This window comes from Clostridium nitrophenolicum (assembly GCF_055391695.1).
The window spans coordinates 4,916,777-4,939,336 of sequence record NZ_AP042469.1 but is presented as its reverse complement, the minus strand read 5'-3'; the positions used below and the strand labels follow the sequence as shown (position 1 = coordinate 4,939,336).

General features: G+C 30.0%; 19 protein-coding genes and 1 other annotated feature. Of the genes, 14 read left to right on the top strand and 5 right to left on the bottom strand.

Going from position 1 to position 22,560, the window contains the following annotated elements:
* Nucleotides 1–2 precede the first annotated feature (2 nt).
* From ACZ5N4_RS23360 to ACZ5N4_RS23330, 7 genes are all read left to right on the top strand, one after another.
* Nucleotides 3–785, top strand: a complete 783-nt coding sequence (locus tag ACZ5N4_RS23360; protein WP_464204875.1) for a TrmH family RNA methyltransferase — start codon at nucleotides 3–5, stop codon at nucleotides 783–785.
* An 88-nt stretch (nucleotides 786–873) separates the two neighbouring features.
* Nucleotides 874–1,099, top strand: a binding site (T-box leader).
* Nucleotides 1,100–1,175: 76 nt separating this feature from the next.
* Nucleotides 1,176–2,195: a phenylalanine--tRNA ligase subunit alpha gene (gene pheS, locus ACZ5N4_RS23355; RefSeq protein ID WP_464204874.1), complete on the top strand. Its 1,020-nt coding sequence runs from the start codon at nucleotides 1,176–1,178 to the stop codon at nucleotides 2,193–2,195.
* 77 nt (nucleotides 2,196–2,272) lie between these two features.
* Nucleotides 2,273–4,654 (top strand): phenylalanine--tRNA ligase subunit beta, encoded by a 2,382-nt coding sequence (gene pheT, locus ACZ5N4_RS23350; RefSeq protein WP_464204873.1) that lies wholly within the window; start codon nucleotides 2,273–2,275, stop codon nucleotides 4,652–4,654.
* Nucleotides 4,655–4,830: 176 nt separating this feature from the next.
* Nucleotides 4,831–5,430: a cell division protein ZapA gene (locus ACZ5N4_RS23345; protein WP_464204872.1), complete on the top strand. Its 600-nt coding sequence runs from the start codon at nucleotides 4,831–4,833 to the stop codon at nucleotides 5,428–5,430.
* A 125-nt stretch (nucleotides 5,431–5,555) separates the two neighbouring features.
* Entirely contained in the window at nucleotides 5,556–6,695 is a 1,140-nt protein-coding gene (locus tag ACZ5N4_RS23340; protein ID WP_464204871.1) for an aminotransferase class V-fold PLP-dependent enzyme, read from the top strand.
* A gap of 43 nt (nucleotides 6,696–6,738) precedes the next feature.
* On the top strand, nucleotides 6,739–7,653 hold the full coding sequence (locus ACZ5N4_RS23335; RefSeq protein ID WP_464204870.1) for a glycosyltransferase family 2 protein: 915 nt from the start codon (nucleotides 6,739–6,741) through the stop codon (nucleotides 7,651–7,653).
* Between the two features lie 72 nt (nucleotides 7,654–7,725).
* On the top strand, nucleotides 7,726–8,646 hold the full coding sequence (locus tag ACZ5N4_RS23330) for a glycosyltransferase (protein WP_464204869.1): 921 nt from the start codon (nucleotides 7,726–7,728) through the stop codon (nucleotides 8,644–8,646).
* A gap of 146 nt (nucleotides 8,647–8,792) precedes the next feature.
* Here the strand turns inward: ACZ5N4_RS23330 and ACZ5N4_RS23325 are convergent, their stop codons facing one another.
* Nucleotides 8,793–9,647 (bottom strand): hypothetical protein, encoded by an 855-nt coding sequence (locus ACZ5N4_RS23325; RefSeq protein ID WP_464204868.1) that lies wholly within the window; start codon nucleotides 9,645–9,647, stop codon nucleotides 8,793–8,795.
* Between the two features lie 228 nt (nucleotides 9,648–9,875).
* On the opposite strand from ACZ5N4_RS23325, the gene ACZ5N4_RS23320 reads away from it, so the two are divergent.
* Nucleotides 9,876–10,142: a putative Se/S carrier protein gene (locus ACZ5N4_RS23320; RefSeq protein WP_178909104.1), complete on the top strand. Its 267-nt coding sequence runs from the start codon at nucleotides 9,876–9,878 to the stop codon at nucleotides 10,140–10,142.
* 36 nt (nucleotides 10,143–10,178) lie between these two features.
* Here ACZ5N4_RS23320 and ACZ5N4_RS23315 read toward each other — a convergent pair whose 3' ends face one another.
* A complete protein-coding gene (locus ACZ5N4_RS23315) occupies nucleotides 10,179–11,462 on the bottom strand; it encodes a hypothetical protein (RefSeq protein ID WP_464204867.1) in 1,284 nt (427 codons plus the stop codon).
* A gap of 310 nt (nucleotides 11,463–11,772) precedes the next feature.
* Here ACZ5N4_RS23315 and ACZ5N4_RS23310 point away from each other — a divergent pair, with 310 nt between their 5' ends.
* The 3 genes from ACZ5N4_RS23310 (at nucleotide 11,773) to ACZ5N4_RS23300 (ending at nucleotide 14,679) form a co-directional block, all read left to right on the top strand.
* Complete coding sequence (locus tag ACZ5N4_RS23310; RefSeq protein WP_464204866.1) at nucleotides 11,773–13,347, top strand: YncE family protein; 1,575 nt, start codon at nucleotides 11,773–11,775, stop codon at nucleotides 13,345–13,347.
* 71 nt (nucleotides 13,348–13,418) lie between these two features.
* Complete coding sequence (locus ACZ5N4_RS23305) at nucleotides 13,419–14,393, top strand: hypothetical protein (RefSeq protein ID WP_464204865.1); 975 nt, start codon at nucleotides 13,419–13,421, stop codon at nucleotides 14,391–14,393.
* Between the two features lie 16 nt (nucleotides 14,394–14,409).
* Complete coding sequence (locus ACZ5N4_RS23300) at nucleotides 14,410–14,679, top strand: putative Se/S carrier protein (RefSeq protein WP_464204864.1); 270 nt, start codon at nucleotides 14,410–14,412, stop codon at nucleotides 14,677–14,679.
* 19 nt (nucleotides 14,680–14,698) lie between these two features.
* On the opposite strand, the gene ACZ5N4_RS23295 is transcribed toward ACZ5N4_RS23300, so the two are convergent.
* Entirely contained in the window at nucleotides 14,699–16,516 is a 1,818-nt protein-coding gene (locus tag ACZ5N4_RS23295; protein WP_464204863.1) for a hypothetical protein, read from the bottom strand.
* Nucleotides 16,517–16,796: 280 nt separating this feature from the next.
* On the opposite strand from ACZ5N4_RS23295, the gene ACZ5N4_RS23290 reads away from it, so the two are divergent.
* The 3 genes from ACZ5N4_RS23290 to ACZ5N4_RS23280 all read left to right on the top strand — a co-directional run bounded on the left by ACZ5N4_RS23290 (nucleotide 16,797) and on the right by ACZ5N4_RS23280 (nucleotide 19,818).
* Nucleotides 16,797–17,771 carry a CgeB family protein gene (locus ACZ5N4_RS23290; RefSeq protein WP_464204862.1) on the top strand — a complete coding sequence of 325 codons (975 nt, stop codon included), beginning with the start codon at nucleotides 16,797–16,799 and terminating at the stop codon, nucleotides 17,769–17,771.
* A gap of 87 nt (nucleotides 17,772–17,858) precedes the next feature.
* Nucleotides 17,859–18,848 carry a CgeB family protein gene (locus ACZ5N4_RS23285; protein WP_464211037.1) on the top strand — a complete coding sequence of 330 codons (990 nt, stop codon included), beginning with the start codon at nucleotides 17,859–17,861 and terminating at the stop codon, nucleotides 18,846–18,848.
* Entirely contained in the window at nucleotides 18,823–19,818 is a 996-nt protein-coding gene (locus ACZ5N4_RS23280) for a glycosyltransferase family protein (protein ID WP_464204861.1), read from the top strand. Before ACZ5N4_RS23285 ends, ACZ5N4_RS23280 begins: the two co-directional genes overlap by 26 nt.
* A 79-nt stretch (nucleotides 19,819–19,897) precedes the next feature.
* Here the strand turns inward: ACZ5N4_RS23280 and ACZ5N4_RS23275 are convergent, their stop codons facing one another.
* Both ACZ5N4_RS23275 and ACZ5N4_RS23270 read right to left on the bottom strand, forming a co-directional pair.
* The gene (locus tag ACZ5N4_RS23275; RefSeq protein WP_464204860.1) at nucleotides 19,898–20,974 is read right to left on the bottom strand and encodes a glycosyltransferase; all 1,077 of its coding nucleotides are present in this window, start codon (nucleotides 20,972–20,974) and stop codon (nucleotides 19,898–19,900) included.
* Nucleotides 20,975–21,089: 115 nt separating this feature from the next.
* Complete coding sequence (locus ACZ5N4_RS23270; protein WP_464204859.1) at nucleotides 21,090–22,277, bottom strand: DNRLRE domain-containing protein; 1,188 nt, start codon at nucleotides 22,275–22,277, stop codon at nucleotides 21,090–21,092.
* Nucleotides 22,278–22,560 lie beyond the last annotated feature (283 nt).

Here is a 22,560-nt window from a genome sequence, read left to right as displayed (position 1 = left end):
AATTGGAAACCATACAAAGCAAAGATAATTCACTGATTAAGGATACAAAGAAACTAAAAGATAAGAAATATAGAATTGAAAGTAGTAGATTTTTAATTGAAGGGTTTAGATTTGTAGGTGAAGCCTTACAATCTGATTTTATTGTTCCTTTAGTATTTGTAAGTGAAAGTGCTTTAGATAGATGGCAAAGTTTCAATATGCAAGATAAAGTTCAAAAAAACACTAAGGTTTATTCTGTTACAGATCAAATACTAAAAATTATTAGCGGTACAGATACTCCTCAGGGAATCGTTGCGGTGGTAAATAATAAAAATATAGACGCGGAAAACAAACAAGGATTTTATATACTAGTTGATAAAGTTCAAGACCCAGGAAACATGGGTACAATAATAAGAACAGCACACGCATCAGGGGCTCTAGGAGTTATAATAACAAAAGGAACTGTGGACATATATAACGAAAAAACTCTTAGGTCTACTATGGGATCAATTTTTCATATACCTATAATTCACGATATAAACTTAGAAAGTGTAAAGAGCTTAAAGAGCAATGGATTTAGATTAGTTGGTAGTTCTCTAGATACAGATAAAAATTTTTATGATGTAGATTTGAATGATAAGGTTATAATAGCAGTAGGTAATGAAGGCAGTGGCATAAGCGGTGAATTAATGGATATAGCAGATGTTAAAATTAAAATCCCTATGCCTGGTGGAGCAGAATCCTTAAATGTTTCTGTGGCAGCATCTATTATGATGTTTGAAGCAGTTAGGCAAAAACTGATATAACATATTATTTTGGTAAATAGAAAATTAGGTAAAATTTATATTGACAATTTCAATATGAATATGTAAAATAAGAAAATATAAAATTGCATATATTACTATGATGGAGAAAGTAAATATATATAGTTTTTTTAGAGAGAGAAGGTCGAGGCTGAAAACCTTCTTAAAAGCTTTTATATTGAAGTTCACTCTGGAGTTCTAATTGTGAGATTAAAATTAGCAGTTAGCGGTTAAAGCCGATAAATTTCTAAAGTGGATATTGATTGTTTAAACAATATCAATTTGGGTGGTAACGCGGATATAAGTTCGTCCCTTTTAAAGGGATGAACTTTTTATTTTGTAAAAAAACATTGTATATGTATTGTTAATAAAAATTTGAAAGGAGAATAAAAAATGAAGGAAAATTTAGAAGCTATAAAAAATAGTGCTCTTGAAGAATTAAAAAATGCTCAAAATAGCTCTGAGCTTGAAAATATCAGAGTTAAATATCTTGGGAAAAAGGGTGAATTGACACAAATATTGAGGGGGATGGGATCACTATCCGCTGAAGAAAGACCTTTAGTTGGAAAAATGGCTAATGAAGTAAGAGAAGCTATAGAAAATGCCTTAGAGGAGTTTTCAAGAGAAATAAAGAACAAAGAAAAGAATTCAAGACTGCAAAATGAAATAATTGATATTTCTATGCCAGGCATAAGACAAAATCTAGGCAGAAGACATCCTTTGGAACAGACTTTAGATGAGATGAAAGAAATATTTATATCTATGGGATTCACTATAGAAGAAGGCCCAGAAGTAGAGCTTGATTATTATAACTTTGAAGCTTTAAACATTCCTAAGAATCATCCAGCAAGAGGAGAACAAGATACATTCTATATAAATGATAATTTAGTCTTGAGAACGCAAACTTCGCCAATTCAGATAAGAACTATGGAGAATCAAAAGCCTCCAATAAAGATGATAGCACCTGGAAAAGTTTATCGTTCAGATGCTGTGGATGCAACACACTCTCCAATATTCTATCAAATGGAAGGATTAGTTGTTGATAAAGGAATAACTTTTGCTGACCTTAAAGGTACTTTGGAATCATTTGCAAAGAAGATGCTTGGAGATAAGCTAAAAACTAAGTTCAGACCGCATCATTTCCCATTTACAGAGCCTTCAGCTGAAATGGATGCTACATGCTTCGTGTGCGGTGGAGAAGGATGTAGAGTATGTAAAGGAGAAGGATGGATAGAACTTTTAGGTTGTGGAATGGTTCATCCACAGGTTTTAAGAAATTGTGGCATAGATCCAGAAGTGTATAGTGGATTTGCCTTTGGATTTGGTGTAGATAGAATGGTTATGCTTAAATATGGTTTAGATGATATAAGACAGCTATATGAAAGTGATATGAGATTTTTAAATCAGTTCTAATAATTTAAAAGTAAAGAATGAGAGTATTATCCAACGAATAAAGATAAAACTTAAAATTAAAAAAGGAGGATTTTATTATGAAGGTTCCAGTTAAATGGTTAAAAGATTATGTTGATATAGATATTTCACCAAAGGAATTAGGAGATAGATTAACTTTAAGTGGCTCAAAGGTTGAAGAGGTTATAACAACAGGTGATGAAATACAGAATGTTGTTACAGGGAAAATAATAAAAATAGAAAAACATCCGGATGCAGAAAAGTTATCTATATGTCAGGTAGACATTGGAGAAAGTGACCCTATACAAATTGTTACAGCAGCAACAAATATGAAAGAGCAAGATGTAGTACCGACAGCTCTCCATGGATCGACTCTTCATGGAGGGTTAAAGATAAAAAAAGGAAAGCTTAGAGGAGCTGTTTCTAACGGGATGTTTTGCTCAGAAGAAGAACTGGGGATAGCTGGAGATGAGCCAGTTCATGGACTTATGATACTTACACAGGATACGCCTGTTGGCGAAGATATAAAAGATATTTTGGATATGACAAGTGCAGTAATTGATTTAGAGATAACATCAAATAGACCGGATTGTTTAAGCGTAGTTGGAATAGCAAGAGAAACTGCTGCCACATTAAATAAGACTTATAAAATGCCTCAACTTGGCTATAAAGTAGGCTGCAAAGATAATATTCAAAATGAAATTAAAGTAGAAGTAAAAGACAGCCTATGTAGAAGATATATAGCTAGAGGAATAAAAAGTGTTAAGATTCAACCATCTCCAGGCTGGATGCAGGATAGACTTTTAGAAGCCGGTGTAAGACCAATAAACAATATAGTAGATATAACAAACTATGTTATGTTAGAGCTGGGGCAACCAATGCATGCCTTTGATGTTAGAGAAATAACATCAAAGAATATAGTAGTTGAGAGAGCAAAAGATGGAGAAAAGTTTGTTACATTAGATGGCCAAGAAAGAATTTTGACTTCAAATGTGTTGAATATAAAAGATGGAGAAAAGACAATAGGACTTGCTGGAATAATGGGAGGTTTAGATTCCGAAGTTAAGGATGATACTTCTTATGTAATATTTGAGAGTGCCAATTTTAATGGAACAAATATAAGAGTTTCTTCTAAGCAATTAGGTTTAAGAACAGAGGCTTCTTCAAGATTTGAAAAAGATTTAGATCCTAATTTAGCTCAAATTGCTATGGACAGAGCATGTAATCTTGTTGAGGAATTAGGTGCAGGAGAAATTATGGAAGGAACTATTGATATATATCCTGAAAAACTTCAGCCTCATAGCTTAGAAGTGGATTATAAATGGGTGAATAAGTTCCTTGGAACAGAGATTTCTAAAGAAGATATGAAAAATTACTTAGATAGATTAGAACTAGGCACAGAGATAAATGGCGATACTCTAGCTATTAATATTCCTACCTTTAGGTGTGATGTAAATATAAAGGAAGATATAGCCGAGGAAATAGCGAGAATATATGGATATAATAATATCCCTACTACCCTTATAGAAAGTGTTAGTTCAAGAAGCGGAAAAAATAAAAAACAGCATTTAGATGATAAGGTAGTGGAGGTATTAATTGGAAGCGGTATTAATCAATCTATAAGTTATTCCTTTGTAAGCCCTAAGGTATTCGATAAAATACGTCTACCAGAAGATAGCAGTTTTAGAAATGCTGTAGTCATAAAAAATCCATTAGGGGAAGACTATAGTATAATGAGAACTACTACTATACCATCTATGATGGAAGCACTAGCTAGAAACTACTCTAGAAACAATGAATATGCAAGATTATTTGAAGTTGGTAAGGCTTATATTCCAAATGAAGATTTAAGTAAGCTTCCTGAAGAAAGAAATATTGTAACTATAGGATTATATGGAGATGTTGACTATTTCCACATAAAAGGAGTAGTTGAGAATATAATAGAAACACTGGGAATTGATAAGGCGTCCTTTAAAAGAGAAAGTGAGGATCCAAGCTTCCATCCTGGAAAAACAGCAGCACTTTATATAAAGAAGGATCTTGTAGGTGTATTAGGGGAAGTTCATCCAGATGTATCAGAAAACTATGGAATATCAGAAAGATGCTATATTGCAGAACTTAACCTTGATGTATTATACAGCAATGCTAATTTGGATAAAAAATACAAGGCACTTCCTAAATTCCCAGCTGTAACAAGAGACATGGCAATTTTAGTAGATGATGCCATACTTGTACAGGATATAGAAGATGTGATGTGGAAACAGGGTGGAAATATATTAGAAAGCGTTAAGTTATTTGATGTATACAAGGGAGAGCAAATTCCAGAAGGAAAGAAAAGTATAGCTTATTCTATGGTTTATAGAGTGGATAATAGAACCTTGACTGATGCTGATGTAAATAAGGTTTATGACAAAATAGTTAGAACCTTAGAAAATAGACTTGGAGCACAACACAGACAATAGTAAAAATTGATAAAAGGTTTATTTAACATGATAAGGGTAGTATAATGTAAGAAATATATTATACTACCTTTTGTTAAGTTTAGGTAAAAATAAACTGTTTAATACATTAAGATTTTATGATAGAATAAAATTATAAAAAATTGGAATAAAGAGTAATTATCTAAGAGGGTGTTTACATGAATATAGTAACGGTTAAGATAAATGGCATTGAATATAATTTAAAAGGTGACGAACGAGAAGAATATTTACATAAAGTAGCCGGTTATGTAGATAAAAAGGTAAAAAACATACTAGAAAATAATAGAAAATTAAGTACATCATCAGCAGCAATTCTTTCTGCTGTAAATGTTGTTGATGATATGTTTAAAAAACAAAAAGAATATGAGGAGCTTATTAATAAATTAAACGAAATAGAGAAAGTTCAGAGCAGTTATATGGAACACATAGAAACTCTAAAAAAGCAGCTTAATCATATGGAGCAATATAATAATGAGCTTCAACTAAAGTTAAAAAATAATGTAAGCAATCAGCAGGTAGAACAGCTGCAGCAAAGTGTTCAGAAGCTTACTGAGGAATTAGATATAACTCAAGAAACAGCACAAAGACATATGAAGGAAAACTCAGTTCTTAAATCGGAAAATAAGGAATTTAAGTTTCAACTTCAATCCGCCAAATATAAAATAATAGATTTACAACACAAATTAGTTGAAAATCAAATAAATTTGGCAAAGGAAAAAAAACAAAAACACCCGTTTTTGAATGATAGTACAAAGTAAAATCCGAACTAATTGTTTTCAATTAGTTCGGATTTTATTTTGTATATTTTTATGTAACATTTAAGAATAAAAAAATATACTGGTAATAGATATATACTACAAATAGTATTATCAAGGAGGAATTTATGATATATTTAGATAATGCAGCTACGTCTTTTCCTAAGCCTGATGGAGTATATGACGCAGTTGTAGAATGTATGAAAAATTATGCTGCTAATCCAGGCAGGGCATCTCATGACATGGCTTTAAAGGCATCATCTAAAATCATGGAAACAAGACAGTGCATTTCCAAGTTATTCAACATTTCAAATCCGCTCAATATAGTGTTTACTAGTAACGCTACTGAGGGGCTTAATATAGGAATAAAGGGAGTAGTAAAAAAAGGTGACCATGTCATAAGTACGGTAATTGAGCATAATTCCGTGCTGAGGCCTTTAAATTATCTATCAAAACAAGGTGTAGAAGTTACATTACTCGGAGTTAATGAACTTGGGTATTTAAATATAAAGGATTTAAAAAAGGAAATAAGAAAGAATACAAAAGCAATCATAATAAATCATGCTTCAAATGTATTGGGAACTATTCAGAATATAAATAGTATAGGAGCTATAGCAAGGAAGTCAGGCATCATATTTATTTTGGATGCTTCTCAAAGTGCTGGAGCTATCCCAATAGATGTAGAAAGCGATAATATAGATATTTTAGCTTTCCCAGGCCATAAAGGTCTATTTGGACCACAAGGAACTGGTGGATTGTATATAAGAGAAGGAATTAATTTAAGTGATTTTAAGCAAGGGGGAACTGGAAGTAATTCTAACTCTATGAGCCAACCAGATTTTCTACCTGACAAATTTGAAAGTGGAACGTTAAATACCCCAGGAATAGCTGGCTTATGTGAAGGAATCAAATTTATTGAGAAAACTGGAATAAAAAATATCCAAAAACATGAGGAAAACCTGACAGAGCATTTGCTTGAAGAACTAAAAAAGATTGATTATGTAAAAATATATGGACCAGCTTATCATACAAATAGAAGCTCGGTAATATCAATTGCTTTAGAAAATATAGATAGCTCTCAAGTGGGATATTTATTAAATAAAAAAGGGATTGCCGTTAGAACAGGGTATCATTGTGCTCCATTAATTCACGGTGTAATAGGTACGAATAAATCGGGAACTGTAAGAATAAGTCCAGGATATTTTAATACTAATGAAGATATAGAAAGTATAGTTAAAGCCATAAAAGGAATATATGAAAGCAAATAAGTTAGTGTAGGATTAAATAAAAATGTGAAAGGGAGAGTATAGTTTGAGCAAGTCGATAGATGTTTCTATTATCATCGCATGCAAAAATGAAGTAAATACGTTGAAGTCAACAGTGGATTCTATAATAAGTTCTAATAACTTTATTAATTTTGAAATTATTGTAGTAGATGATGGTTCTAGTGACTTTAGCACAGAGTTCTTAACATCTTCCTCAAATAAAGATATTTACAAAGATGTTGTGCTCATTAAAACGGATAAGCAAGGTGTGGCAGAAGCAAGAAATGCTGGGGCTAAGGCTGCTAAAGGAAACTATTTATTTTTTTGTGATGCGCATGTAAAAGTACCGGTACGATGGTTAGACAACTTAGTAAATACACTAAATTATAATAATGCTCATATAGTGGCTCCATGTATTGTGAATACAACTGATATAGATATGATAAATACTTTAGAGCCTGCGTATGGAATGACTTGTGACGATAAACTTAGAGCTATATGGTTAACAAACAGGTGTAACAAAATAACTGAAATTCCTTTTGCCTGTGGATGTACTTTGGGAATAACAAGAGAAGTATTTGAAAAGGTAAACGGATTTGATCATATCTTTCAAATATATGGAAGTGAAGATTTTGAAATATGTCTTAAGGCATGGCTCTATGGTTATAGGGTTGTAGTTAACCCAGAGGTGATAGTACAACATTATTTTAAAAGTGTGCATTCATATAAAATAACTACATCTAATATAATTTTTAATATATTATGTCTTGCTTATTCACATTTTAATAAGAAACGTATTATTAAGACTATAGATATCGTAAAAAATGATTTGGCTTTTTCTATTGCGGCAGAGGACATAAGGAGTAATTTAGAAATAATCTTTGAACAAAGAGAAAGATATTTTAAACAACGCATATACAATGATGACTTTTTCTTTGATAAATTTAATATTCCTTTTTAAAAATAACAATTTTACACATTACTCATATACTAGATTAGTGTGGATTTAAAAATATGAGAAGGAGAATGGGGTTTGAGCAAGTTATTGTCTAAATCAGAAAGTTTAATTGATGTTTCTGTTATTATTCCCTGTAAAAATGAAGTGAATAACTTAAAATCAACAGTAGATTTTATAATGAACAGCAAAAATTCACTAAGTTTTGAAATTATAGTAGTAGATGACGCTTCTGTGGACCTAAGTACAGAATTTTTAAGCTCGGATTTAAATAAAAATATCTACAAAGATATTGTTTTAGTAAAAACTAATAATGTGGGAGCTGCTGAAGCTAGAAACACCGGGGGAAAAGCTGCGAAAGGAAAGTACTTATTTTTTTGTGATGCTCATGTAAAGGTACCGGATGGATGGTTAGACAGCTTGGTAAATACATTAAAAGATTGTAATGCTGACTTGGTGGCTCCGTGTATTGTAGATATGTCAAATATAACATCGGCAGGCTACGGTCAGACATGGGATAATCAACTTAAAATTACCTGGTTAACAAGCAATCCAGGGAATATAGTAGAAATTCCTATTGCATGTGGCTGTGCATTTGGTATAACCAAAGAGGCTTTTGAAAAGATAGGAGGTTTTGATCACTTTTTTCAGGTATGGGGTAAGGAAGATGAGGAATTATGCTTTAAAGCATGGCTCTATGGTTATAAGACTATAGTTGATCCTGAAGTGAAAGTACAGCATCTTTTTAGACCTAGGCATCCATATCAGGTAACTACAGCTAATGTGACTTATAACATGCTGTGCATTGCCTACTCTCATTTTAAAAAAGAGCGTATTATTAAGACTATAAATATAGCAAAAAATGATTTCTTTTTTTCAACTGCATCAGCGGATATAAAAAAGAATTTAGATTTAATTTTAAAACAAAGAGAGCAGTATTTTAGAGAACGTGTATATGATGATGATTTTTTCTTTGAAAAGTTTAATATTTTATTTTAGTTAAATTTCTATAAGGTTAAATTAATAAATTTTTAATAATAAAGATCCTCACAGTTTTAAAGTGAGGATTTTTCTATTAAAAAAATTAAGCCCTTGCAGAAAGCAAGGACTAAATGTTTTTTATATTATTATGATTTTATATATTTTTAGCATGGTGGGCAAGTAGTTGGCGGACATGTTGTTGGTGGACACGTTGTCGGAGGGCAAGTAGTTGGCGGACATGTTGTCGGAGGACACGTTGTTGGTGGACACGTTGTTGTAGGACAAATTGTTGGCGGACATGTTGTTGTTGGCACACAAGTTGGCGGACATGTTGTTGGTACACATGTTGTTGGTGGAGGACAAGTTGTTGGAAGTATGAATCGTCCGCTAAATCTTATAGATTTACCACTTGTTTGAACTCCAGTAACACAATTTATTATTTCAGGGCTATTAAAACAAACCTGAATTACATCACAAGGTATAGGATTAGACTGTGGCGTAGAATTTGATGTAAAATTAATAATCTGATCTATGCATACGGAACCTTGGCAGCATATATCTGCCTTACCATTTTTAGATGGGCATGTGTTGCCAAAGCCTGTGACAGTACAAGCATTATCGAATTGAGCAGTTGCGTGTATAATAAATTGAATGCAACCAGTAGCTTTTATAGGAAATACACTTACAGTAATTGGATTACAATTACTTAAAGGAATTTGGAAGTTGCATGGTTGCCCTGTTACACAGCTTAAGCAGCTAACAAAATTAATTGTTGGATCACTAATATTTACTAAATTAAATTGATTAGGAATATCTACGGTGCAGCAAAATGGTACTTGATTGCAACATGCAGAGGAAGAGGTAGTAGCGCCTACCTGAATATTACTATCTTCTATCTGTACTTCAACAATATTAAGTAAGCTTTCAAGGTCTGCTTTTTCTTCTTCACTTAAGTCGGTAGTTGCTTGCTCATTAAATATGTCTTCTATTTTTGTTATTATTTCGTAAATTTCCTTCACTTATTATCTCTCCTTTAAAAAGTAATTATTAATACTAACTCAATATCATTTTATGTAATAAGATATAATGTGTTACTGTTTAAACCGTTATTTTATTAAAGAAGTAAACTTAATATTAATGTATGTGAACTTATAATATTTACTTACATAATATATTATAAATAGCGATATTTATAATTTAGATAAGCTGTTTAGATTAATAATAACGAAAATTCAGGAGTTGATAAAATGGAGGAAAATGAATTCAAATATCTTCTAATCTTTGAATCTTATAATCAAGCTATATTACTATATAATGAACTATTAAAAAGAGGATGTAATGTGGAATTAGTTTCAACACCATGTAGAATTTCTAGGGGATGTAGTCAATCAATAGTGTTTACAAAAGAAGATATTAAAAAAATTAAAGAAGAGGCGAAAAGAAATAAAGTTATAATTAGAGATATTTATAAAATGATTAATAGAAATGGTACCTATGAGTATACTCGTATTTAGAAGATATAAATAATAAAGTCCGGATAAATACCGGACTTATGAGTTATTCTTAAAGAGCTTTTGAAACCAGTTTCTTTTTTCTAATTTTTTAATTAGATTTTCTAATTGATTATTCTTTATTTCAAGTTCATTTTTTAAGATTAGATTATGTTGCGATAATTCTATAATTTTTTTATCTTTATCAGCAAGCAAGATTTGTAATTCTTGTATAAACTTTTTCTCTTTTCTATTATAAGTTGATGTCAAATTATTTATAGGCATAAAAAGAGAATTATTTGAAGAATTCTTATCTATATAAAATGAACTTGCAGTATTCCCTTCAAGGTTTATTACGGGATAAGGAAAAGAACCCATATCAATAGTAGTAAATATACTTTTGTAATCTTTATCAGTTTGATGATTGCTTAAATATATACCTGTAAAAAATTTATCTTTTTTTTGTGCTAAAATTTTTTTATCTTCCCAGTCATCTTTACCAAAAAGGGATTTTCTATACACAATTTGTCCATTCTCTTCCCAAGTAACATATGAGTTTCCATTTTTATTTACGATACTTGCATGAGCTGAATTAGTGTTTCCATCTGAAAGCATAATGGGATTTGACCATTGAGAATTATAGGAATCTAAGTCTTTATATTTTACAAATGTCTGAATGTTTTTATTAAATGAGCTATTATAGCAAAGTAATGCAGTGTTTTTATCATTGATAAGAAAATTAGCATTATTAGCAGAAGGTATAAAAATATTATCATCATAAGTTTGCCAATTTCGTAAACAAGTATCAAACTTTTTAAGTGTAAAGTTATTGTGATTTTTGGAATAAAATATATAAATGTTGTTATTCTCCACATCTACTATATATGGATATATATATTTTGAAAAAGTAATATCCTCAATTTTTGTATTGTGAAAAGTATTGTTTTCCAAAAATCCATGATAAATACTCTTATGAGAAGGTTGAAGCTTGTTTTCCAATATGTAAAAAATATGTGGTTTAAATTCAACTGTTTTTAATGAAAGAAAAGGTATATTAAATACTTTATTATCAAAATTAAACAAATTAATATCTTTGTGAAAGTTTGATGGATATGCAGTATATTTTACATTTCCATCATCAGAAGCATATAGTATATGAATTTTATCTAGTGAATCAATCTCAGCAGAAAAATTAATAATACTTTCCTTAAATACAGATGAAGATGTAATCCCTTTATAGTTATAAGATTGCAAGAATAGATTTTTGTGATTGTTTAATGTAAATCTATAGAATATGCTCTTAGAGTTTCTTACTACAAAACAGTATCTATTATTATAAATCACATTTTACACCCCACTTTGGTAAAAAGAGATAATTATTAAATCAATTCAAAACACATTAATTTTCGAATTAGTCATTATGCTCATATTAGTAAATATTATTCTGAAGTACATATAAATATGAAAACTACTTAATCATAGTTAATAATTTCTTTTGTAAAAAATAAATAATTTTTATATTAAAATCAGTAACACAACTTAATTTAATTCATATATTGATATTAGAAAGCTATGCTTTTCTTATCTTATCCACCTAAAAAGTTAATGTAGTAGGAAAATTGTAATTAAAATAATTTAGAGGAGGAATGACCTAATGCCTGTATCTGATTTAACAAGGAGAATTAGATATTTTGTATCTAACAATGGAGGTATATCCATTGTTGATGAATTTACTAATGCGATCATTAAAACAATTAACACAGGATTGGGAGCTGCAGAAGTTGTACGTGCAACTTATGATACTGATGATCGTGTATATGTAGCTAATGCAGGTTCAAATACAATATCAGCTATATGTATTAATGGTACAGTTAAAACTTACAACATTCCAAATAATGGTTTTTTAGATGTATGGCCTGAAGATGCCAAACTATATGCATCTACTGGAACAACTGTTACTGTAAATGATTTATTAAGTGGATCACTAATAGGAACCATAACAGGTTTTACTAATGTGCAGTATATAAAACTAAATAATAGTGGAAACTTATTGTATGTTGTAGACACTGGAGATAATTCAGTAAAAATAATTAGCACATTAACATTAAGAGAGGTAGGTAAGATATCATCAGGAATAGCTCCGAATTTTATATTATTTAGCAGCGATGGAACTAAGGCATATATATCAAATTCAGGAAGTGCAAGTGTAAGTGAAATAAATCTTTCTGATAATTCAATTTTAAATAATATACCATTAGGAGTAGGTGTGGTACCAAATGGTCTTGTAGTATTTGGTAATATCTTATATGTTGCAAATACAGCAGGAAGTATAATACCAGTAAACATACTAGCTGGCACACCATTAACACCTATAGCATTAGGTGGAAGTCCTCAAAGAGTAATCTTGTCACCTGATAAAACAAGGTTATATGTAACAAACTCTGCAAATTTAAGTGTAAATATGATAGATCCTCTGACAAATGTCCTAATTGGAAGTATTGGTGGATTTACAGGTGCTCCTATAGGTATAATAGGAACTTACGAAGGTTCTTTAATTTCTCCAGGAGATCCTATTGATTTAACTGACAGTTATCAGTTAGATGATATTTCTGAATCTGTATGTATTATAACTAATAAAGTCTTTGCACATTGTCAGCAAAGGGTTTGCTTCCCTAATGTTACTGTAGATAGTTTTCCTACTACAGGAGGACCATTTGTAATAGAAAAAATATCATTTGGTAATGGTTTTATAGTACCAGGAACAGAAGTTAGGGTGCCAATACCTGAAAGACCAAATTTCTCAAGAGTAGAATTTGTGTTAAGAGTTCCTTATACTATAGAATATAGAAACGCAGCAGGAGTTACAGGAGAAATTAATGGATTCCTACCAGATATTGATAAGGATGTAATATTATTTATTCCAGAAGCTAGAGATGAGTTTAGTTTTAATATCGTTGTAGAAACTAGATCAGAGATTTTAAATAATCCTAGTTTTATAAATGGAGTACTGAACTTTGCAGTGGGAGTATTCATAGTATACAAAGTAGTAGGAGAAGTGCAACTTTTAATACCAGCATTTGGATATTGTCCGGCACCTCCTGAATGTGAAGAATATATAACACCACCAGAAGATAATGTATGCGAAAGATTTATAGATTTTACTCTGACTCCATTCCCAGAAGATTTCTTTCCATACCAATATGAGGATATAAACTGTTCAAATAGCTAAATAAATATAGCATTTAAAAAGAGCAGGCACTTGTCTGCTCTAAATTGTTATTATTTGGAGGGGGAAAATTAATGGAAGAATTGAAAAATGCTATAACTGGGGAAGAACTAAAAGTAAAAGCAATAGAGTTTTATGATAAATATAAAAAAGATGAAGAGTTACTTAAGCTCATTCAGAATGAGGAATTTCTATATACGTTATCAAAAATATATGATTTAATAAATAAAAATCCCAATAGAGCAACACCTCATAAGATAACAATAAAAGGTTATAGCAACATAGAAGAAAAAAGAAGAATTATGGAAGATAAGTATAATATGAGTCAATATAAGCTTATAATGTTAAAGGATAAAACTGAACTAATTGAATTGTATGATTCGGATAAAGTTGTAGCCTATGCTTTTATAAGTTATGAGAATGAGTTGGATTTTGGGAAATATGGTTTTTTACATTTTATGGGGTTTAAAAGTAATGAAGATAGTAAGTATTATAAAAAGTTTGAAAAACTTATAACACAAAAGCTAAAAAATAGGAACATACAATATTTTGATAGAATTATAAGTTTTAAATATGACAATGATAAGGAAAACAAGGCTTTAGAAGAAATTAAAGATATGGGATATATGTGTATATGGAAAAATTGCAAAGCAAGGGTAAATATAAAGAATTACAATAATCTACCTGTTATCGGAGATATAATAAAAGTTAAACATATTGACATGGATTACACAGGCATAGGTAAGATAATGCCAGCGCGATTTGAAAGTAAGAGTAATATTTATGAAGGTAGTTTAGAAAAAGATAAGTTTTTTATAAATGTAATTAGTAAGGAAGGTAAAGCCTTTGTAAATATATATATATATAATGGCAAAATTGATGATAAAGATTATATTAGACAGGTATATGAGCTAACTTTTAAATTTTTAGCAGAACATAATGTAGAGGAGCTAGTCACATTTATATCTCCAGACAATATAATATTATTAAGGGATAATATTAACCTTGATATATTACAAAATATATATTGGTTGAGAAAAGGGCTCTAGTTGGGAGTTGGTAAATGTGTATAATGAACAATCTCAATATTTGTTAGTTTTTGCTTCACATAACCAAGCTGTATTTTTATTTAATAAGCTTTTAAGAAAGGGATATAAAGTTGAACTTGTATCCACTCCGTGCACTCTTTCAGCAGGATGTACTCAGTCTATAAAATTTAAGGAAAAGGATATGCAAGTAATAAAAACAGAGATTAAAGCTGGAGCTATGAGAGTAAAAGGCATATATAAAATAACTAAAAATGGATCTAAATATGCCTATATAAAAGTAACTTAAAGGACCAATAATTGGTCCTTTAAGTTTTAAATAAATCCATAAAACTTTTCTTTTTTGGTAGTTCTGAATTGTCTGTATCCTTGTCTTTGGATTGCAGTTTAAGTTCAAGCTTTTCTATTTTAATATTAAGATTTTGTATTAATAACTCATCTTCATTTACTAAATCTTTTAGTGAAGCATAGGAACTGTTTAACTCCTTAAGCTCAGATTCTTTTTGAACAAGATTATTTTTAAGTTGTTCAATTTCGCTGTTCTTCACATTAACGATATTTCTAAGTTGTTCTAGCTCACTATCTTTTAATCTAATACTATCTTTCAGTTGTACTAATTCATTATTATTCATATTAATACTATTCCTGAGTTGCGCTAATTCACTATTATTTGCATTAAAACTACTTTTAAGTTGCTCTAATTCGCTATTCTTTAAGCTGAGATTATTTTCAAGTCGATTTAATTCATTGTCTTTTAATATAAGACTATTTTTGTGTTCTTCAACCTCGTTTTCTTTTAGATAAAGATCATTTTTTAACTTTTCTATTTTTGAGCATTTTAATTCAATATCTAATTCATTAACACTAACAGTTTTTTTGCTAGTTTTATCTTTAAAATTACTAAGTCCTGAGTTATTAGGGCCTATAAAGTTAATATCATTGAATTCTAAATCTGACACATTAATATTGTCTAGATGAGAAATTCGTTCATTATTGTCTATAACTCTATTATTCAAATTACTATTTTGAGTAATTATTTTTAAGGTTTCTTTTAGTGGCCCATTAAGAGGGTTAAATTTTTGCTCAATTTTTTTAAAATCAACCTTTAGAAATTCTTTTACAGTATTATGTTCCAAAATAGTATAAGGAGGGGTTGTATTCATAAAGAATAGAAAATTACTTTTGGTAGTGTATTGCAGTTTTTTATTAGTTATATATTGACAACTAGATATTATATCTTTATATAATATTAATTTTTTCTCGTCTAAGCCACTATTTTCATAAAGAGACCTTTTTAATAGTAATGTATCGTTATCTTGCCAAAATAAAAATATTGCATCACTTCTGCATAATACAGACGGTAATAAAAGATCATAAGTATTAGTTTTAACTGGCAATCCATCAGACCAAATAGAGCTATTAATATTAAAATCTTTAAACTTTAATAATGTATTGGTATTTCTGTAAATATATGAATTATAACATATAGTACCTATACCTAAACTATTTATAAATAATTCTGCATCCTGACAATTTGTAAGAAGTATATTTGTGTCAGTCGTTGACCACATGTTAAATTTCATATTAAATTTTTGTATGGAATACTGATCCTGTGAGTTTGTTGAATAAAAAATATAAATATTATTCTTATAAAAATCAATACTATAAGGTACTGATTTTTTTATAAGAGATATTTCATCTAGTTTCTTAGAATTCCATGTATTGTTGTATAGGAAACTATGATTTATACTCCATTTATCGATAACATATTTGCTTTGTGCCATGTAAAAAACATGAATGCTAGAGGATATAAGTTTTATAGTAAGATAATCAAATTTATAATCTTTAGAAGACACACTACTTATGTTTTTTTCAACGTTTGGCGAATCTAAAGTTGAGTATTTTAAAATACCGTCTTTATTTGTATAGATGATATGAATTCTATCCATATCATCTATATCTACAGAATAATCCAGTACCGAGTGCTTATAGATGAATCTAGTACTATTATTAATATTAGATTCATCGTAATTTTCTACATTTAAATTATTAAAAGAATCTAACCAAAATTTATAAATAATATTTTGTGAGTTACTTATAATACAAGGCAAATCTTTATAAATCATAAATCAACCTTTCCTTTATAATTACTAAAAATAACTATACATAATTTGAGTTGTATTAATATATATGAAATTTAATAAAATTTTATTAATATAATTTAAGTCACTCAATTTTATTAAAATGAGTTTTATCCGTATCAAAGTTAAGTGTAAAGGCGTTAAATCTAGATATTCAAGACTTTATTCACCATTTTTTTTATTAAACATATAATATATATAAGGTAATAGAGTTTTGTAGAAGCAATAAACATTGTTCAATCAATGGGTGAAATGGAGGGTTACTATGAGAATTCTTCTTTTGGAGGATGCACCTATTTTTCAATATGGATTTGCAGCTGCTATGATAAAAAAGGGTATTGAAGTCAGATATACATCACTTTATGCTGAAATAAATAAGGGAAAGCTGGATGCACTTCGAGAAGAAATAGAACAATTTAAACCTGATATCGTATTGAATGCAGGCATGTGTATAATGTGTAACTTAAATGAAATGTTTAAAGTTTTAAAATATTATTCTTTACCCTATGTATATTGGGCTATAGAAGATCCTGTTTATTTCACTCACATTTCACTAAAGCATGCATTAATGTCTGAAATGTGTATGACCACAGCAGCTGAGTGTATTCAAAAATATAAAAGGTATGGTATAAGTGCTGTGTTCATGATGTTTGGATGCAACAAGGACTTTCATTATAAGGGCAAGTTTAACTCTAAATTTAATCATGACATAATCTTTATAGGAAACAATTATACTGAGCATTCTTCAAGAAAAAAGGGAATAGATATTATATTAAAGCCCTTAGTACAAAGAGGTTATGACATTAAGGTTTATGGGAACGATTGGTGGTTTGATACTTCTCAAAGTTTTGTTCTAGATAAAAAGTATTATGGGGGCTACTGTGATTATAAAGAGCTTCCAGATGCCTATGCCACAGCTAAAATTGCTCTTGGAATGCATTCTGTTGCTAATTCTAGTACCATGATGAGTATGAGAACTTTTGAAATTTTGGGCTGTGGAGGTTTTTATTTAACACAACATACGCCAGCAATTCAAAGGTATTTTTCAAATGAAAAGCATTTGACGTGGAGTGAAAGTCCTTATGCTACTTTAAGAATGGTAGATCGATATTTAAATAATAAAGAAGGAAGAGAAAAAATAGCTTTAGAAGGACAGAAAGAATGTTATTTAAAACATGATTATGACAAAAAGATCGATATATTTATTTATGAGTTGAAACGAAGAAATCTTTTGAAATAATTATACCATAAGATCAGTAACGAACTATTTAATAATATCAATATAGTTTAAATTTAATATATCTTAGAGGTGATGTTATTGAAAATTATGACTTTGAGTACAGCTCCGATTATAAAATACGGGATTGGTCACGCTATAGCACAAAGTCCAATAGAAATTATATATACTAATTTTGGAAAAGACATTTCCTGTGGAAACTATAAATCTTTAATATATGCGATTGAGCGGTATAAGCCCGATGCTTTCTTTTATGAACATGTAGCAATATATAAAAATAGAGATATATTTTTTAAATTAACAGAAAAATATAATATTCCAATACTATATTGGGCTATAGATGATCCTATAGAAATGATGAGTGAATCAATAAAACACGCAAAAAAATCTTTATTAACATTTACTCCCTCTGTTGAATGCATTGCAAAATATAAGGCAATGGGAATCGATGCATCTCTACTAATGTTTGGATGTAATGAAGACATTCAGGTAGTAGGAAAATATGATGAAAAATTTAATCATGATATAATATTTATAGGCAATAATTATTCTAGATATCCTGCAAGACTTCAAGGATACAAAACTATGATAGAGCCACTAATAAAAAGAGGATACGATATTAAAATTTATGGAAACAGATGGTGGATAGATGGCAGTCAGACTTTTACAATAGATGAAAAATATTATGGTGGATACTGTGAATATAGTAAAATAAAAGACGCCTGTGCTTCTGCGAAAATAGTACTAGGAATTCACTCTGTTAATAATTCTTCTACCATGATGAGTGTTAAGGCCTTTGAAATCCTAGCGTGCAGGGGTTTTTATCTTACTCAATACACACCAGCAATTAATAGTTATTTTGTTAACAAGAAACATTTAGTTTGGAGTAAAAGTTCTTTAGAAACATTAAGAAATATAGATTATTATTTAATAAGAAAGAATGAAAGAGAGTCTATTTCATTTGAAGGACAAAGAGAATGTTATTTAAAGCATAGTTATAAGGATAAAGTAAAATTTTTTTTAAATGAATTAAAAAGGAAAGGAATATGGAAAGATGATAACATTTATTCAAATGCCTAGTGTTCCTTTTGACTGGATGGTTCAAAGACCACAACAGATTATGACTAAGTTTGCTAGACACGGATATAAAGTTTATTACTTTACCACTAAAGGAGTTAACGGAATAGTACAAAGAGAAACAAATCTAAACATAGTAGGCAGCAATTATAATCCTTCAGATATTAAATGTGAAGGAAGCATAGTTTTGTGGTGTAGTTCTCCAGATCAAGTACTTAATGTAGATAAAATCCCACATGATTATATAGTATATGATGTTGTAGATGATGCTTCTGATGAGTTTGCAGGTTGGGGTTCTTATATTGATAAGATGCTCGAAAGGGCGGATATAGTGTTTACTACTGCAGATAGATTGTATGATAAATTTAAAGTAGTTCACCCTAAAGTGTATCTCTTAAACAATGCTGTGGATTTAGATAATTTTTCTTTACAAAAGAATGAAAAACCAAAAGATTTACCTACATTTAGACCAGTTGTAGGCTATGTAGGGGCTGTAGCTAGTTGGATAGATTGGGAGCTTATCGATTTTATAACAAAAAGATCAAGATATAACTTTGTTTTTATAGGTCCTTTTTATAATGGATTTAGACCAAGATTAATTAGAAGTAATATATATTATTTAGGAATTAAGGATTATGATAAACTTCCATATTATATAAATAACTTTGATTGTTGTATTATACCTTTTAAAGTCAATGATATGACTAATAGTTGTAATCCTGTAAAACTTTATGAATATTTTTCACTTGGAAAACCTATAGTTACTACTAGTATGAAAGAAATATATAAATTTTCAGATCTATGCTATATAGCTAATAATACTGAAGAATTTAGAAGCTATATTGATAAAGCTGTTGGTGAAAAAAATAATGAAATAGTGAATAAGAGGATTATAGCAGCAGAGCAAAATAGTTGGGATTCTAGAATAAATATGATTAAGAAAATCTTATATGATGAGTTTCACATATATTAGAATAGAAAATTAGAATTAAATATAATAACAAAAAACTCAAACCTATATCTTAGCAGGATAGGTTTGAGTTTTTTAGTTATTACTTACTTACTACCAGTTTTTCAAAGTATTTTTTGTTATATAATATTCTTTGATCATTAGGTCTAAAATGGCTAGCAATTTCATTGTGTTCGAAAGCCAGTTTATAGTTTCCTAGTTTATCATAGCAAACACATAATTGTAAATGAGGCAACCATGTCCAACAAGCCTCATTGAAGAAACCCCAACTATCTTTTGGCTTTTCTAGTTTCGTTGCCATTTCGTACCAAAAAACTGAGCTATTTAATTTGTTTTCCAGTAAAAAAGAGAAACCAAGTCTGCAGCAGGCTTCAGCTCTTGGGGTATCATACTCAAAGCTTTTAAAAATGTATTTTCTGGAATTTTCTATATTATTAATTGATTGATAATAATCAGCTATATTTCCGCAAACACGAATGTTATCTTCAACCCAACCCAGTTTTGAATCTAAAAATTTATTATAATATTCTAGAGCTTCTTCGAACATACGATGGTCATACAGTTCATTTCCATAATAAAGCATATCTCTAGGAGTAAATTCTGCTCCTTCTTTTAATTTACTTCTATAAATTTCAAGATTTCGGTTACTTGCAGGATGTGTTTTTTTATGAGTTATACTAATTTCACTATTGATTATATTTCCATATACGGATAGGTATTCATGAACAAAACCATACCATTTAAAGTTATTAGCTCTTTTAACAAGTCTATTACGTCTAAAGCTTAAAGCTACATTACCATATTCATCACAGCCTACATTATACTTCATTGTTACAGAATCAACTGAAGAATCAAGAGTTTCTTTTAACAATTTAAATTTTTCAATATCTTCAGGAAGTAAAATATCATCAGCATCTAAATAAAAAATGTAATCCTGAGTAGCTTTACTAAAAGAAAAGTTTCTTGCCGCAGAAAAGTCATTAATCCACTGGAAATCATAAATTTTATCTGTAAATTTCTTAGCTATTTCCTTTGTTTTATCAGTAGAACCGGTATCAATAATTATTATTTCATCAACTAGGTCTTTTATCGACTCTAGACAATTTTTTATTACATCTTCTTCATTTTTTACTATCATACAAAAGCTAATAGTTATCATATAATCACCTTTTCAAAAATTACTACACTATATAATATGAAGATAAAAAAATTTTGACACAAGTATCGTATATTTAAAGGCTCAGCAAAATGCTGAGCCTAATAAAACAATTAATTTAAGCGACTTGTTCAATAATTATACTTGCATTGCTGCCTGTTGCTAAAGTTACAGCTGAACCAGTGGCAACTATTTCTACAGTGTGAGCACCAGCTCCAACGGTAAATAATGCCTGACCAAGTATAGGTGTTCCTGCACTTATTAAGGTAAATGTTGCACCTACAGGAGCACCATCAACCTGCACTTGAGCCCCTCCAAGTAAAGACAGAGCAGCTGTAGATAAAATGAAGGTTACACTAAAGGTACCAGAACCAGTTACTTGGAATGTGTCCGCATCTAATTGTGAAATACCAGCTCCAAAAGTTGTTACTGAAGTATTAAATGGGATTGGACTTCCTACTGCTATTGTAGGAGATATTAATCCAGAGCTATTTATAGCATATAACCCTGCACGTAAGCCACCAGCAGCGCCAGTAGCACCAGCAGCGCCAGTAGCACCTGTTGCACCTGCAGCACCTGCAGCGCCAGTAGCACCAGTAGCACCTGCAGCACCAGTAGCGCCAGTAGCACCAGTAGCACCTGCAGCACCAGTAGCGCCAGTAGCACCAGTAGCACCTGCAGCACCTGCAGCGCCAGTAGCACCTGCAGCACCTGTTGCACCAGTAGCGCCTGTTGCACCAGTAGCACCTGTTGGTCCAACTATATCATATTGTATATTGAGGAATGGTCTTTGTGCTGGAACTCCCCATTCAGTGGATCTATAGCCTATTATAGTGTCAATTATATTTTCTATTCCAACTAAAGTAATCCCGTAATTTGGTATAAAATTATAGAACCAGCCAACTACTAAGTTGGTTATATCAATGCTAATAAAATTGTTAACATCTGCATTTGTTACATTTTTAGAATATTGTGTTGCGTTTAAACCAGGTGCAGTATTCCAGGTAACTGTATTCTCTGAAAAGTTACTTGTATTAGCATATACGCTAACAGGTTGTGGAGATAACTGTATATCTGATTTATCCTTCCTATAAACAAACAGTTGTAACGTAGCACTCTGTATCATGTTTCCAGGAGGGATAATACCTGATAAATCAAATTTCAATAAACTTCTAAAAGCATCTAGTCGATTATTATATTGTAGATATTCTCCTGTAAATAAAGATATATCATTACCAAAATTATTATTTGGGTAATATTGAGTTATAAAGGCATCGTCAGTAGGGGTAACTTGTACAAATGGCATATAGCTTTTTCCTCCTTATTTTTAATTTATTAATTTTTTATCTTGTGTTGTTTGAACTATTACTATAGTCTGTCCTGTAATAATATATGTCTTTATCATAAAAAGCGACACAAAATTTTTATTTTTAACCTAAAATCGATTTTGTCTTATAAATACAGATAGAAAAATAATCTAAAAACAACTTGTATTATATAGTAAAAAGTCCTCTAAATATTTAGAGAACTAATAGATTTTGATATTAACTTAATTTAGCAATAAGAATTAAAGTATTAGAATCGTTTAA